Source organism: Streptomyces sp. NPDC031466 (assembly GCF_055581265.1).
In genome coordinates, this window is the sequence record NZ_JBVIJT010000013.1 from 75,897 (window position 1) to 89,096 (window position 13,200).

The following is a 13,200-nucleotide window of genomic DNA, read 5'->3' on the forward strand; positions in this document are numbered from 1 at the left end:
ATGCCACTGCCGCCCCGGGCGAGATCGGCGGAGGTCACGTCCCGCGCGGCCCCGCTCATGCCTCCCCGGGGCCGAAGAAGGCCTCCAGCTCCGCCCGCGCCCTGCGTTCGCGCCGGTGCGGCGGCAGACCGCCCCCACGGAGGTTCCGGACCAGCCACAGCACCAGGGGGTACGTCACACAGGTGCCGACGGCGAGCCCGCTCAGCACCCCGGCCACCAGCTCTTCCATGATCATCAACTCACCCTCGCGCGGAGCGCCTTGACCCGGTCCCCGCGAGGGCCGCGACCGCGCGGCGGCGCGTGGCAGCTGTCCTTGGCGGCGGCGATCATCGCGGCGCCGCTGTCCGGGACGAGCGCGCCGTAACCGAGCAGCCGCCAGCGCGGGTCGACGGCGTCACTGTCGTGGTAGGGCACGGGCCCGGCCGCCGACGGCACGAGCAGCGGCGCCGGCCGCCGGGCGCAGCCGTGGCAGACGGCGGCCTCCTCGGCGTCCCCGATCGCCAGGCGGGCGTGGCCGCGCTCGTGCAGCGGATTGAAGTAGCAGGGCGGATCGGCGCGCAGCGGCCGCTCGGTCACCAGGGCCTCCACGGCCCGCAGCCCGAGCCGGCTGAACTCCACGGCGGCCACCAGCTCCCCCAGGGCGTACGCGGCGTCGTACGCGGGATCGGGGCTGCTCGGCCCGTCGCCCGCGGGATACAGCACGCAGTTGCTCGCCTGGATGGAGGCCGTGGTGGCGAAGGCGGCCAGCTCGTCCCGCAGCCGGGGCGCCAGCGCGCAGCTGTACCGCAGCGAGCCGCCGAGCGCGGACGCGTCGCTCAGGAGCCGCGCGCGCCGCTCGGCGTACGGGCGCAGGGCGTCGGGGTCGCCGGCCGGGTCCGGCAGTGGGGCGCGCCAGTCGGGCGCGGGGAGCGGCAGGGCGTAGGTGTAGGGGCGGCGCCGGCCCGGCGGCAGCGCGGTGAAGCGCCGCAGGAGCGCCACGGCGAGCCCTGCGGCGAGGCCGAGGACGAGCCCCGCCTCGTAGCGCTGCCCGGCCTCGGCGGTCGCCGCGAGCCACCCGGTGCCGGCGAGGGCACCCGCGGCGGTCAGCAGCGCCAGTAATTCCCCTGTGCGTGTCACTGAAGCCCCCCGTGGCCCTCGGTTCTGCGTGGGGGAGGACGCGGGGCGGGGGCGGGCCGGTTGCGGGGGTGCCCCGCAGCGCGACCCGTCGATCACGGGCTCCGCCGAGTCGGTCCTCGAACACCGGACGGGCTTGATATACCCGGAAATTCAGCCCGTCCGGCGTCCGAGGACCAGGATCAGTCCTTGATCTCGCAGATCACCGCGCCGGAGGTCAGGCTGGCGCCCACCTCCGCGGTGAGGCCCTTGATCGTGCCCGAGCGGTGCGCGTTCAGGGGCTGTTCCATCTTCATCGCCTCCAGGACGACGATGAGGTCGCCTTCGTTGACCTCTTGCCCCTCCTCCACCGCGATCTTGACGATGGTGCCCTGCATGGGCGAGGCCAGGGTGTCGCCGGAGGCGGCCGGGCCGGACTTCTTGGCCGCGCGGCGCTTGGGGCGGGCCCCGCCCGCGGCCGCGGTGCGCGCGATGGTCATGCCCAGCGAGGAGGGCAGGGAGACCTCCAGACGCTTGCCGCCGACCTCGACGACGACCGTCTCGCGGCCCGGCTCCTCGTCGGCCTCGGCGTCCGTGGCGGGCGCGGTGAAGGCCGGGATCTCGTTGACGAACTCGGTCTCGATCCACCGGGTGTGGACCGTGAACGGGTCGCTGGAGCCGGTCAGTTCGGGGGCGAACGCCGGGTCCTTGACGACGGCGCGGTGGAAGGGGATGGCGGTGGCCATGCCCTCCACGGTGAACTCATCCAGCGCGCGGGCCGCGCGCTGGAGGGCCTGCTCACGGGTGGCGCCGGTGACGACCAGCTTGGCCAGGAGCGAGTCCCAGGCCGGGCCGATGACCGAGCCGGACTCCACGCCCGCGTCCAGGCGGACACCGGGACCGGAGGGGGCCTCGAACTTCGTCACCGTGCCGGGCGCGGGCAGGAAGTTGCGGCCCGGGTCCTCGCCGTTGATGCGGAACTCGAAGGAGTGGCCGCGCAGTTCGGGGTCGCCGTAGCCGAGTTCCTCGCCGTCGGCGATGCGGAACATCTCCCGGACCAGGTCGATGCCGGCGACCTCCTCGGTGACCGGGTGCTCCACCTGGAGACGGGTGTTGACCTCGAGGAAGGAGATCGTGCCGTCCACACCGACGAGGAACTCGACGGTGCCCGCGCCGACGTAGCCGGCCTCCTTGAGGATCGCCTTGGACGAGGCGTACAACTCGGCGACCTGCGCCTCGGAGAGGAAGGGCGCCGGGGCCTCCTCCACCAGCTTCTGGTGGCGGCGCTGCAGCGAGCAGTCACGGGTGGAGACGACGACCACGTTGCCGTGCTTGTCGGCCAGGCACTGGGTCTCCACGTGCCGCGGCTTGTCGAGGTAGCGCTCCACGAAGCACTCGCCGCGGCCGAAGGCGGCCACCGCCTCGCGCACCGCGGAGTCGTAGAGCTCCGGGACCTCTTCGAGGGTGCGGGCGACCTTCAGGCCGCGCCCGCCACCGCCGAACGCCGCCTTGATGGCGATGGGCAGGCCGTGCTCCTCGGCGAAGGCGACGACCTCCTCGGCACCGGAGACCGGGTCCGGCGTACCCGCCACCAGCGGAGCGCCGGCGCGCTGCGCGATGTGCCGGGCGGCGACCTTGTCGCCCAGGTCGCGGATGGCCTGCGGGGGCGGGCCGATCCAGTTCAGGCCCGCGTCGATGACGGCCTGCGCGAAGTCGGCGTTCTCCGAAAGGAAGCCGTAACCGGGGTGGATCGCGTCCGCCCCCGAATCCTTGGCCGCGGCCAGCACCTTGGAGAAGTCCAGGTAGCTGGTGGCCGGAGTGTCACCGCCCAGCGCGAACGCCTCATCGGCCGCCCGGACATGCAGGGCGTCCCGGTCAGGATCTGCGTAGACGGCTACGCTCGCGATCCCAGCGTCCCGGCATGCCCGAGCAACGCGGACAGCGATTTCGCCACGGTTGGCGATGAGCACCTTGCGCACGATGGCTCCCTCCTTGAAACAAGCCGAGTTTAGGGACTGCCGACACGGCTGTACGACCCGTCCCCAAGGGTGAGCTTGCCCACACGGAGTGTGATGCGAGGCCCGCTCGAACCGCGAAAACCCTTGTCCCACCACGGTACGCGGGGTTCCTGCCCGGCAGCCTAGCCCTCCGGTGTGGTCAAGGTCTCTGTGAAGCCACACCGCGGCACGGACTCATTCTTTGTGGAGTCCCTACGAATGGCCCAATGATTCTTTGCCCGCGGCCCGACGCGGGGCCGTGTAGCGTGCGCGATGTTCGACCGTACTGGCGGTAACAGCGGGGCGGAAAGAGGGTGGGTGCCGTGGCGCGCAGACCGGTGGCCTGGGTGGGCGCGATCGTTCTCCTCGTGGAGGCGGTCGGGATCGTGCTCCTCAACTGGTTCCTCGGCCTTGTCGTCGACAACCAGAAGATGTCCCTGGCCGGCCTCGACCCGCACGCGATGACCGTCGCGGCCTGGATCGGCGGCGCCCTCCTCGGCGGCTATCTGGCGCTGTGCGGCGTCCTGCTGGCGCTCGTCGGCCTCCGCGACCGCGCGCCGGGCCGCTTCGGGAGCCTGCTGCTGATCGGCTGCGCGGTCGTGCACGGCGTGCTCGGCGCCTTCTGCGTCGGCCCGGTGGGCTGGTCCGCCTTCGTGTTCATGATGGCCGTGCTCGGCCTGATCGTCCTGCCGCTCGTGGCCTACGACAGGGCGGCCCGCCCTACGCCCACAACCGCGTGATGCCCACGCCCAGTTGACCGAGCAGGCGGCGCAGCAGCGGCAGCGAGAGGCCGATGACGTTGCCGTGGTCGCCCTCGATGCCGTCGATGAACGGCGCCGAGCGGCCGTCCAGCGTGAAGGCGCCCGCCACGTGCAGCGGTTCACCGCTCGCGACATACGCGGCGATCTCCTCGTCGGTGGGCTCGCCGAAGCGCACGACGGTCGACGCCGTCGCCGAGGCGTACTTCCCCGTGAGGGTGTCGTGGACGCAGTGGCCCGTCTGCAGGACGCCCGCGCGGCCGCGCATGGCCTGCCAGCGGGCGGTCGCCTCCGCGGCGTCGGCGGGCTTGCCGAGGGCCTGGCCGTCCAGCTCCAGGACGGAGTCGCAGCCGATCACCAGAGCGCCCTTGGCCTCGGGCCGCGCGGCGACGACGGAGGCCTTCGCCTCGGCGAGCGCGAGGGCCAGTTCGGCGGGGGTGGGCGCGGTGACCTTGTCCTCGTCGACCCCGCTGACGATCACCTCGGGCGCGAGGCCCGCCTGCCGGAGCAGGGCGAGACGGGCGGGGGACTGCGAGGCGAGGACGAGACGGCGCGGCTGATCGTTCATGCCGGTCAGCGTAGCGAGCGCACGGACGCGGCGGAGTCGCGCTCAGTGGATGCCGAGGACGATCATCGCGATCACCATGGCCAGGGCGAGGACGAATCCCGCGCGGCGCATCTTCGCCTGCATGTCCCGCATGTCCTCGGGCGGGTTGTTCTCCGGATCCGACCACAGCATGACTCCGATACTGCGCCCGCGCGGGCCGGGGACGCCTGAGTACGCGTACTCAGGTTCCCCCGGCCCACTCTGCCTAGGCGGGCCAGTACGTGCGGCCCCATGCCGTGGGGCCGGGGGCCGGCAGGCGGTCGCGGGCCACCCGGGCCGGGTCGGCCCACGCGTCGGGCGGCGCGGGCGCGCCGGACGGCTGGTTCGCCACCGCCGCGGCGCGCGCCTGGACCACCGCGAGCGCGGCGGCCAGCTCCTCCGGGGTCGGGTTGCCCCGTACGACCTTGATCATGACCGCTCCCTGGGGGACTAGGGGGACTAGGGGGACTAGGGGGACTAGGGGGACTAGAGGGGGATGTTGCCGTGCTTCTTCGGGGGCAGGGACTCCCGCTTCGTACGCAGTTGCCGCAGGCCCCGCACGAGGTGCGAGCGGGTCTCCGACGGCATGATCACCGCGTCGATGTAGCCGCGCTCGGCGGCCGTGTACGGGTTGAGCAGCGCGTCCTCGTACTCCTGGATCAGCTTCGCGCGCGCCGCCTCCTGGGCCTCCTCGTCGCCGGCCGCGGCGATGGTGCGCCGGTGCAGGACGTTCACCGCGCCCTGCGCGCCCATCACCGCGATCTGCGCGGTGGGCCAGGCGAGGTTCAGGTCGGCGCCCAGGTGCTTGGAGCCCATGACGTCGTACGCGCCGCCGAAGGCCTTGCGGGTGATGATCGTGATGAGCGGGACGGTGGCCTCGGCGTAGGCGTAGATCAGCTTCGCGCCGCGGCGGATGATGCCCGTGTGCTCCTGCTCGACGCCCGGCAGGAAGCCGGGGACGTCCACGAAGGTCAGGACCGGCACGTTGAACGCGTCGCAGGTGCGCACGAACCGCGCGGCCTTCTCGGAGGCGTCGATGTCCAGGCAGCCGGCGAACTGCATCGGCTGGTTGGCGACGATGCCCACCGGGTGGCCCTCCACGCGGCCGAAGCCGGTGAGGATGTTCGGCGCGAACAGCGGCTGCGTCTCGAAGAACTCGCCGTCGTCCAGGGCGTGTTCGATCACGCCGTGCATGTCGTAGGGCTGGTTCGCGCTGTCCGGGATCAGCGTGTCCAGCTCGCGGTCCTCGTCGGTGAGCGCCAGGTCCGCCTCCTCGGGGAAGGCCGGGGGCTGGCTGAGGTTGTTCGAGGGCAGGTACGACAGGAGCGACTTGACGTACTCGATGGCGTCCTTCTCGTCGCCCGCCATGTGGTGCGCCACGCCCGAGGTGGCGTTGTGGGTGCGGGCGCCGCCCAGCTCCTCGAAGCCGACGTCCTCCCCGGTGACGGTCTTGATGACGTCGGGCCCGGTGATGAACATGTGCGAGGTCTGGTCGACCATGACCGTGAAGTCGGTGATGGCGGGGGAGTAGACCGCGCCGCCCGCGCACGGCCCGACGACCAGGGAGATCTGCGGGATCACGCCGGAGGCGTGGGTGTTGCGGCGGAAGATCTCGCCGTACATGCCCAGGGCCATGACGCCCTCCTGGATGCGGGCGCCGCCGGAGTCGTTGATGCCGATGACCGGGCAGCCGGTCTTCAGCGCGAAGTCCATGACCTTGACGATCTTCTGGCCGAAGACCTCGCCGAGCGCACCGCCGAAGACGGTGAAGTCCTGCGAGAACACCGCCACGGGGCGGCCGTCGACGGTGCCGTAACCGGTCACCACGCCGTCGCCGTACGGCCTGTTCTTCTCCAGGCCGAACTGCGTCGAGCGGTGCTGGGCGAACTCGTCGAACTCGACGAAGGAGCCCTCGTCGAGCAGCAGCCCGACCCGTTCGCGCGCCGTCAACTTCCCCTTGGCGTGCTGCTTCTCGACCGCGCGGGCCGATCCCGCGTGCGTCGCCTCCTCGATGCGGCGCTGGAGGTCCGCGAGCTTTCCGGCGGTCGTGTGGATGTCGATCTCGGACATAGGGATGCGGCTCCCTGCCTGCTCAAAGGTGCGTATGGCGGCTTGCGGCTGGCTACTGACCCGTAGCGTATCGGCGCGGATACCGTTCGGCAGTGCGGCGTTTGCCACACCTAGGGTGGCTTGCATGACGCCGCCAGATGCTGAAGACAACCGCTGGTCCGACCTCGCGCGACCGCCCCTGAACGCCGCCTCCCTGCGGCGGGCCCTGCTGCGGGAGGGCGGGCTGTGGACCTCCCTGGACGTGGTGCCCACCACCGGGTCCACCAACACCGACCTGGCGGCCCGGGCCGGGGACCTGGCCGAGGGGGCCGTGCTGGTCGCCGAGGAGCAGAGCGCGGCGCGCGGCCGCCTGGACCGCCGGTGGTCGGCGCCCGCCCGTTCCGGGCTCTTCTTCTCCGTGCTGCTCAAGCCCGCCGAGGTGCCCGTCGAGCGGTGGGGGTGGCTGCCGCTGCTCACCGGCGTCGCCGTCGCCTCGGGCCTGTCCCGGGTGGCCGGCGTGGACACGGCACTCAAGTGGCCCAACGACCTCCTGGTCACGGTCGGTGAGCAGGAGCGGAAGGCGGGAGGCATCCTCGTGGAGCGCGCCGGGGGTCCCGTCGGGTCCGGCGGCGGAGTCGTCATCGGCATCGGGCTCAACGTCACGCTGCGTGAGGACGAGCTGCCGGTGCCCACGGCCGGGTCGCTCGCGCTCGCCGGGGCCACCACCACGGACCGGGACACACTGCTGCGGGCCGTGCTGCGGTCCCTGGAGCACTGGTACGGGGTGTGGCGGGACGCGGACGGCGACCCGGGCGCGTCCAGGCTCCAGGAGGCGTACGCGGCGGGCTGCGCGACGCTCGGGCGCCGGGTGCGCGCGGAACTCCCCGGGGAGCGGGCCGTCGTGGGGGAGGCGGTGGCGGTGGACGGCGACGGCCGTCTGGTCCTGGCCACGCAGGACGGCGTGCAGGAGCCGGTCGGGGCGGGGGACATCGTGCATCTGCGGCCGGCAGGCTGACGAGCGCCGGAGTGCCGGAGGCGCGGGAACGGCAGGGAAACGGCGGGGGAACGGCACGGACACCGAAGGCCTCCTGCAGGGGCCCGCGCGCGAGGTCACGGGGAGTCGGGAGTGAGCTGCGGCACACCTGCCGTAAAGTTGGCGCGGGTCGATACCTGACCGCGGCAGATCGGAAGGGCAGCAGGCGTGAGCGTCGACGACACGGGCTCGGGCGCGGGCGCACAGCGCGGTCCCGACGCCGGGGCCGGCGCCTCCGGGATTCCCGAAGTGGACGAGAAGGACGACAAGGCGGACGGCGGGCCCGCGAAGAACCCCCTCGCCCTCCAGCTGGAACAGCTCATCCTCGGCGCGGACCGCCGCTACACCCCGTTCCAGGCGGCGCGCAGCGCGGGCGTCTCGATGGAGCTGGCGTCCCGCTTCTGGCGGGCCATGGGCTTCCCCGACATCGGCCAGGCCAAGGCGCTGACGGAGGCCGATGTGCTGGCCCTGCGGCGGCTGGCCGGTCTGGTCGAGGCGGGTCTGCTGAGCGAGGCCATGGCGGTGCAGGTGGCCCGCTCCACGGGCCAGACCACGGCGCGGCTCGCCGAGTGGCAGATCGACTCCTTCCTGGAGGGGCTGACCGAACCGCCCGAGCCGGGCATGACCCGCACCGAGGTCACGTACCCGCTCGTCGAACTGCTCCTTCCCGAGCTGGAGGAGTTCCTCGTCTACGTGTGGCGCCGCCAGCTGGCCGCCGCCACGGGCCGGGTCGTGCAGGCGGCGGACGACGAGGAGATGGTCGACCGGCGCCTGGCCGTCGGCTTCGCCGACCTGGTCGGCTTCACGCGGCTGACCCGCCGCATGGAGGAGGAGGAGCTGGGCGAGCTGGTCGAGGCCTTCGAGACCACCGCCGCGGACCTCGTGGCCGCGCACGGCGGCCGGCTCATCAAGACGCTGGGCGACGAGGTCCTGTACGCGGCCGACGACGCGGGCGTCGCCGCGGAGATCTCGCTGCGGCTCATCGAGACCATGGCCAACGACGAGACGATGCCCGAGCTGCGCGTCGGCATCGCCTTCGGGACCGTGACGACCCGCATGGGCGACGTCTTCGGCACGACCGTGAACCTGGCGAGCCGGCTCACCTCGATAGCGCCCCGGGACGCGGTCCTCGTGGACGGGGCGTTCGCGGAGGAGCTGACGCGCACCGGTGACGCGCCGGCCTCCGAGGCGCAGGCCGCCGAGGCGGCCGCCGCGGCGGAGAAGGAGGGCGAGGAGCCGCCCTCGTACCGCTTCGCACTCCAGCCGATGTGGCAGCGGCCCGTGCGCGGCCTCGGTGTCGTCGAGCCGTGGCTGCTGGCCCGCCGTACGTGAGGTGCCCCTCTTCCGGGCCCCGGGGCTCTTTCCGGTGCGGCGCCCGGCTGACATGATCCTGGGGTAACGGTCGTTAACCACAGGAGGCGTCGGTCATGGGCGACGAGCAGCGGTACGGGCAGTACGTGGCGGTCAGGCGGCACGGCCACGTCGTGGAGCTGGTCCTGGACCGCCCGAAGGCCATGAACGCCGTCTCCCTGGAGATGGCCCGCTCCATCGCCGCCGCCTGCGCCGCCCTGTCCGACGACCCGGCCGCCCGGGTCGTCGTCGTGACGTCCACCCACGAGCGGGCCTTCTGCGTCGGCGCCGACCTGAAGGAGCGCAACTCCCTCAGCGACGCCGAGCTGCTGCGCCAGCGGCCCACCTCCCGGGCCTGCTACACCGGTGTGCTGGAGCTGCCCATGCCCACCATCGCCGCCGTCCGCGGATTCGCCCTCGGCGGCGGCTTCGAGCTGGCGCTCTCCTGCGACGTCATCGTCGCCGACCCGACCGCCGTCGTCGGGCTCCCCGAGGTGTCCGTCGGCGTCATCCCGGGCGGTGGCGGCACCCAGCTCCTGCCGCGCCGTGTCGGCGCCGCCCGCGCCGCCGAGCTGATCTTCTCGGCGCGGCGCGTGGAGGCGCCCGAGGCCCGGGAGTTGGGGCTCGTCGACGTACTGGTGCGGGACGGCGAGGCCCGTGCCGAAGCGCTCGCGCTGGGCGCCCGGATGGCCGCCAACTCGCCGGTCGGCCTGCGCGCCGCCAAGCGTGCCCTGCGCCTGGGGCACGGCCTCGACCTGCGGGCAGGCCTTGAGGTGGAGGACGCCGCGTGGCGCACGGTGGCGTTCTCCGGCGACCGGGCGGAGGGCGTCGCGGCGTTCAACGAGAAGCGCGCGCCCCAGTGGCCCGGGGAGTGAACGCCTTCCCGGCCGGGTGCGCGCCGCCCCGGGATATAAGCGGCTTTATGTCCCGAAGTTCCACATTGCCGCAAACGTCATAACCTGGAGTGATGGGTGAGGATGTCCGGCTGCGGGCCGTGGTGGAGCTGGCGCAGGGGATGGCCGCCGCGCAGACTCCGCGTGAGTCCTGGCGGGCGGCCGCCCTCGGTGCCTGCCGCGCGCTGAGCGGCAGCTTCGCGGCGCTGTCCGTGTGGGAGCGCGACCTCGGGCGGCTGCGCGTGCTCGTGAACGCGGGCGAACGCGCCGAGGGCGAGGAGGAGTTCCCGGAGCGGGAGGCCTACCCCGTCCACCAGTTCCCGGAGATCACCGAGTTCCTGCACGAGCGCTGGGTGGGTGGCGGCGAGCCGAACGCGTGGGTGGAGACCGCCGAGGGCCCCCGGGGTGGCAGCTCGGCGGGCTACTGCCACCAGCGCGTCACGGCGCTGCGCCGGCGCGGCCGCGGCTGCTGCGTGGTCGCGCCGATCGTGCTGCACGGACGGGCCTGGGGCGAGCTGTATGTGGCCCGGCCTGCGGGGGCGCCCGTCTTCGGCCGCTCCGACGCCGACTTCGCCACCGTCCTCGCGGCGGTCGCCGCCGCCGGGATCGCCCAGACCGAGCGTCTGGAGGAGGTGCGCAGGCTGGCCTTCACGGACGCGCTGACCGGCCTCGCCAACCGGCGGGCGGTGGACCTCGGGCTCGACGAGGCGGTGGAGCGGCACCGCGCCGAGGGCGCCGTGGTGAGCCTCGTCGTCTGCGACCTGAACGGGCTGAAGCGGGTCAACGACACCCGGGGCCACGCGGTCGGCGACCGCCTCCTGGAACGCTTCGGCTCGATCCTTTCGCTCTGCGGCGCGATGCTCCCGGGGACGCTGGCCGCGCGGCTCGGCGGGGACGAGTTCTGCCTGCTGTCCCTCGGACCGAGTGCCGACGAGGTGGTGCGGGTCGCCGACGAACTGTGCGTACGGGCGGCGGAGTTGGAGCTGGGGGACGGGGTCGCCTGCGGGGTCGCGTCCACCGGGGACCCGATCGGTCCGGTGCGCTCGGCCCGGCGCCTGTTCCGCCTCGCCGACGCGGCCCAGTACCGCGCCAAGGCGGCGCGCTCGGCGAAGCCGGTGGTCGCGGGCCGCGAGGGCGGCGCGAGCGGCCCCGACGCGGTGGTCCGCCTCGCCGACTCGCCCCCGCGCGCGGGGGCGCCGCGAGAGCGCCGGCGCTTCCGGGGTCGGGAGCCCCGGCCCCCGGACGGGTGAGGCGGCGCGCCCCGGAGCGGTGGCAGCGGCCCAGGGGAAGCGGGGGCAGCGGCCCTGGGGGATGCGGAGTCGGCAGCCCGGGGGATGCGGGGGCGGCGGCCCGCACGAAGCGGGCGAGCGGCCCGGTCGAGGCGGGGTAAGCGGCCAGGGCGGCAGCCACCCGTGACACCTGGCGATTCAATACGTACGCTGCTGAATATGGATATGCACAGCGTGGGCACCGTGGCCCTTGGGACGTCCGGGACGACCGCGGCGGACGTCATCGCCGTCGCGCGCAGGAACACGCGGATAGAGCTGACCGACGAGGCGCGGGCCGCCCTCGCCGCCTCGCGGGAGATCGTCGACGCGCTCGCGGCCAAGCCCGAACCCGTCTACGGCGTCTCGACCGGCTTCGGAGCCCTGGCCAGCCGCCACATCGGCCCCGACCTGCGCGCCCAGCTCCAGCGCAACATCGTCCGCTCACACGCGGCCGGCATGGGCCCGCGCGTGGAGCGCGAAGTGGTCCGCGCCCTGATGTTCCTGCGCCTGAAGACGGTCTGCTCCGGCCACACGGGCGTACGCCCCGAGGTCGCGCAGACCATGGCGGACGTCCTCAACGCGGGCATCACGCCGGTCGTCCACGAGTACGGCTCCCTCGGCTGCTCCGGTGACCTCGCCCCCCTCAGCCACTGCGCGCTGACCCTGATGGGCGAGGGCGACGCCGAGGGCCCCGACGGCGAGCTGAAGCCCGCCGGCGAACTGCTCGCCGCGCACGGCATCACCCCGGTCGAGCTGCGCGAGAAGGAGGGCCTGGCCCTCCTCAACGGCACCGACGGCATGCTCGGCATGCTGATCATGGCCCTCGCCGACCTGGACAAGCTCTACAAGTCCGCCGACGTCACGGCGGCCCTCACCCTGGAGGCCCTGCTCGGCACGGACAAGGTCCTCGCCCCCGAGCTGCACGCCATCCGCCCGCACCCGGGCCAGGCCGCCTCCGCCGCCAACATGCTGGCCGTCCTCGCCGGTTCGCAGCTCACCGGCCACCACCAGGACGACGCGCCGCGCGTGCAGGACGCGTACTCGGTGCGCTGCGCCCCGCAGGTCGCGGGCGCCGGGCGCGACACCATGGCGCACGCCCGCACGGTCGCCGAACGCGAGCTGGCCGCCGCCGTCGACAACCCCGTCGTCCTGCCCGACGGGCGCGTGGAGTCCAACGGCAACTTCCACGGCGCCCCGGTCGCCTACGTCCTGGACTTCCTCGCGATCGCCGCCGCCGACCTCGCCTCGATCGCCGAGCGCCGCACCGACCGGCTGCTCGACAAGAACCGCTCGCACGGCCTGCCGCCCTTCCTCGCGGACGACGCGGGTGTCGACTCCGGCCTGATGATCGCGCAGTACACGCAGGCGGCCCTGGTCAGCGAGCTGAAGCGGCTCGCCGTCCCCGCCTCGGCGGACTCCATCCCCTCCTCCGCCATGCAGGAGGACCACGTCTCCATGGGCTGGTCGGCGGCGCGCAAACTGCGTACGGCCGTCGACAACCTCACCCGCGTCGTGGCCATCGAGCTGTACGCCGCCACCCGCGCCGTCGAGCTGCGCGAGGGCCTCACCCCGGCCCCCGCGACGCGGGCGGTCGTCGAGGCCATCCGCGAGGCGGGCGTCGAGGGCCCGGGCCCGGACCGCTTCCTCGCCCCCGATCTGGCGGCGGCCGACGCGTTCGTACGCTCGGGCGCGCTGCTCGCGGCGGTGGAGCCGGTCACCGGACCGCTCGCCTAGGCGAGTCCTCACCGATGCCGGGGGCGCCGCCGGTCAGTAGGCCGCGCCCCGGGCGCCGCCCGTGCGTTCCCGGCGTACGGAGTAGGCGACGAAGCCCGCCCCGAGGCCGAGGAAGGCCGTCCCCCCGATCACGTACGGGGTGGTGTCGAAGCCGCCGGTGTCGGCGAGGGTGCCGGTCGCGGTGGTCGTCGCCGTGGTGGTCACCGTGGTCGTGGTCGCCTCGTGGGGGCGGGCCGGCGAGGCCGCGGGCCGCTCGCCCTGGGCGCTCTCGTGCGCGGGAGTGGGAGTCGCGTTCGCGGAGGGGACGAACCACAGGGCGCCGAGGAGGGCTCCGGCGGCGGTGGCGGTCAGCATGGATCGACGTGCGGACACGGAATCGGATCCCCCTTGTGGTGCTGGCGAATTGGCCGTGTGGGCCGATGGTAGTGAAAGGCGCGGGT

14 protein-coding genes are annotated in these 13,200 nt (G+C 73.6%); 6 read left to right on the forward strand and 8 right to left on the reverse strand.

The window, feature by feature from the left end:
- Positions 1-55: 55 nt before the first annotated feature.
- The 3 genes from ACZ5GP_RS29695 to ACZ5GP_RS29705 all read right to left on the reverse strand — a co-directional run bounded on the left by ACZ5GP_RS29695 (position 56) and on the right by ACZ5GP_RS29705 (position 3,071).
- On the reverse strand, positions 56-235 hold the full coding sequence (locus tag ACZ5GP_RS29695; protein WP_468753777.1) for a hypothetical protein: 180 nt from the start codon (positions 233-235) through the stop codon (positions 56-58).
- Entirely contained in the window at positions 235-1,116 is an 882-nt protein-coding gene (locus tag ACZ5GP_RS29700; RefSeq protein ID WP_468753778.1) for a hypothetical protein, read from the reverse strand. Before ACZ5GP_RS29700 ends, ACZ5GP_RS29695 begins: the two co-directional genes overlap by 1 nt.
- 179 nt (positions 1,117-1,295) lie before the next feature.
- On the reverse strand, positions 1,296-3,071 hold the full coding sequence (locus tag ACZ5GP_RS29705; protein ID WP_468753779.1) for an acetyl/propionyl/methylcrotonyl-CoA carboxylase subunit alpha: 1,776 nt from the start codon (positions 3,069-3,071) through the stop codon (positions 1,296-1,298).
- Positions 3,072-3,412: 341 nt separating this feature from the next.
- Between ACZ5GP_RS29705 and ACZ5GP_RS29710 the strand changes: the two genes are divergently transcribed.
- Complete coding sequence (locus ACZ5GP_RS29710) at positions 3,413-3,829, forward strand: hypothetical protein (RefSeq protein WP_468753780.1); 417 nt, start codon at positions 3,413-3,415, stop codon at positions 3,827-3,829.
- On the opposite strand, the gene ACZ5GP_RS29715 is transcribed toward ACZ5GP_RS29710, so the two are convergent.
- The 4 genes from ACZ5GP_RS29715 to ACZ5GP_RS29730 all read right to left on the reverse strand — a co-directional run bounded on the left by ACZ5GP_RS29715 (position 3,810) and on the right by ACZ5GP_RS29730 (position 6,503).
- Positions 3,810-4,415, reverse strand: a complete 606-nt coding sequence (locus tag ACZ5GP_RS29715) for a Maf family protein (protein ID WP_468753781.1) — start codon at positions 4,413-4,415, stop codon at positions 3,810-3,812. The two genes, ACZ5GP_RS29710 and ACZ5GP_RS29715, sit on opposite strands and share 20 nt — an antisense overlap.
- 42 nt (positions 4,416-4,457) lie before the next feature.
- Entirely contained in the window at positions 4,458-4,586 is a 129-nt protein-coding gene (gene mmpB, locus ACZ5GP_RS29720) for a morphogenic membrane protein MmpB (RefSeq protein ID WP_358590315.1), read from the reverse strand.
- 73 nt (positions 4,587-4,659) lie between these two features.
- Positions 4,660-4,866, reverse strand: a complete 207-nt coding sequence (locus ACZ5GP_RS29725; RefSeq protein ID WP_468753782.1) for an acyl-CoA carboxylase subunit epsilon — start codon at positions 4,864-4,866, stop codon at positions 4,660-4,662.
- A 53-nt stretch (positions 4,867-4,919) separates the two neighbouring features.
- Positions 4,920-6,503, reverse strand: coding sequence for an acyl-CoA carboxylase subunit beta (locus ACZ5GP_RS29730; RefSeq protein ID WP_468753783.1), 1,584 nt, complete (start codon positions 6,501-6,503; stop codon positions 4,920-4,922).
- A gap of 124 nt (positions 6,504-6,627) precedes the next feature.
- On the opposite strand from ACZ5GP_RS29730, the gene ACZ5GP_RS29735 reads away from it, so the two are divergent.
- From ACZ5GP_RS29735 to hutH, 5 genes are all read left to right on the forward strand, one after another.
- Positions 6,628-7,497 carry a biotin--[acetyl-CoA-carboxylase] ligase gene (locus ACZ5GP_RS29735; protein ID WP_468753784.1) on the forward strand — a complete coding sequence of 290 codons (870 nt, stop codon included), beginning with the start codon at positions 6,628-6,630 and terminating at the stop codon, positions 7,495-7,497.
- Between the two features lie 258 nt (positions 7,498-7,755).
- A complete protein-coding gene (locus ACZ5GP_RS29740; RefSeq protein WP_468753887.1) occupies positions 7,756-8,847 on the forward strand; it encodes an adenylate/guanylate cyclase domain-containing protein in 1,092 nt (363 codons plus the stop codon).
- A gap of 95 nt (positions 8,848-8,942) precedes the next feature.
- Positions 8,943-9,740, forward strand: coding sequence for an enoyl-CoA hydratase/isomerase family protein (locus tag ACZ5GP_RS29745; protein ID WP_468753785.1), 798 nt, complete (start codon positions 8,943-8,945; stop codon positions 9,738-9,740).
- 92 nt (positions 9,741-9,832) lie between these two features.
- Complete coding sequence (locus ACZ5GP_RS29750; protein ID WP_468753786.1) at positions 9,833-11,008, forward strand: GGDEF domain-containing protein; 1,176 nt, start codon at positions 9,833-9,835, stop codon at positions 11,006-11,008.
- A gap of 213 nt (positions 11,009-11,221) precedes the next feature.
- A complete protein-coding gene (hutH, locus tag ACZ5GP_RS29755; RefSeq protein ID WP_468753888.1) occupies positions 11,222-12,760 on the forward strand; it encodes a histidine ammonia-lyase in 1,539 nt (512 codons plus the stop codon).
- A gap of 33 nt (positions 12,761-12,793) precedes the next feature.
- Here hutH and ACZ5GP_RS29760 read toward each other — a convergent pair whose 3' ends face one another.
- Positions 12,794-13,114, reverse strand: coding sequence for an LPXTG cell wall anchor domain-containing protein (locus ACZ5GP_RS29760; protein ID WP_468753889.1), 321 nt, complete (start codon positions 13,112-13,114; stop codon positions 12,794-12,796).
- Positions 13,115-13,200 lie beyond the last annotated feature (86 nt).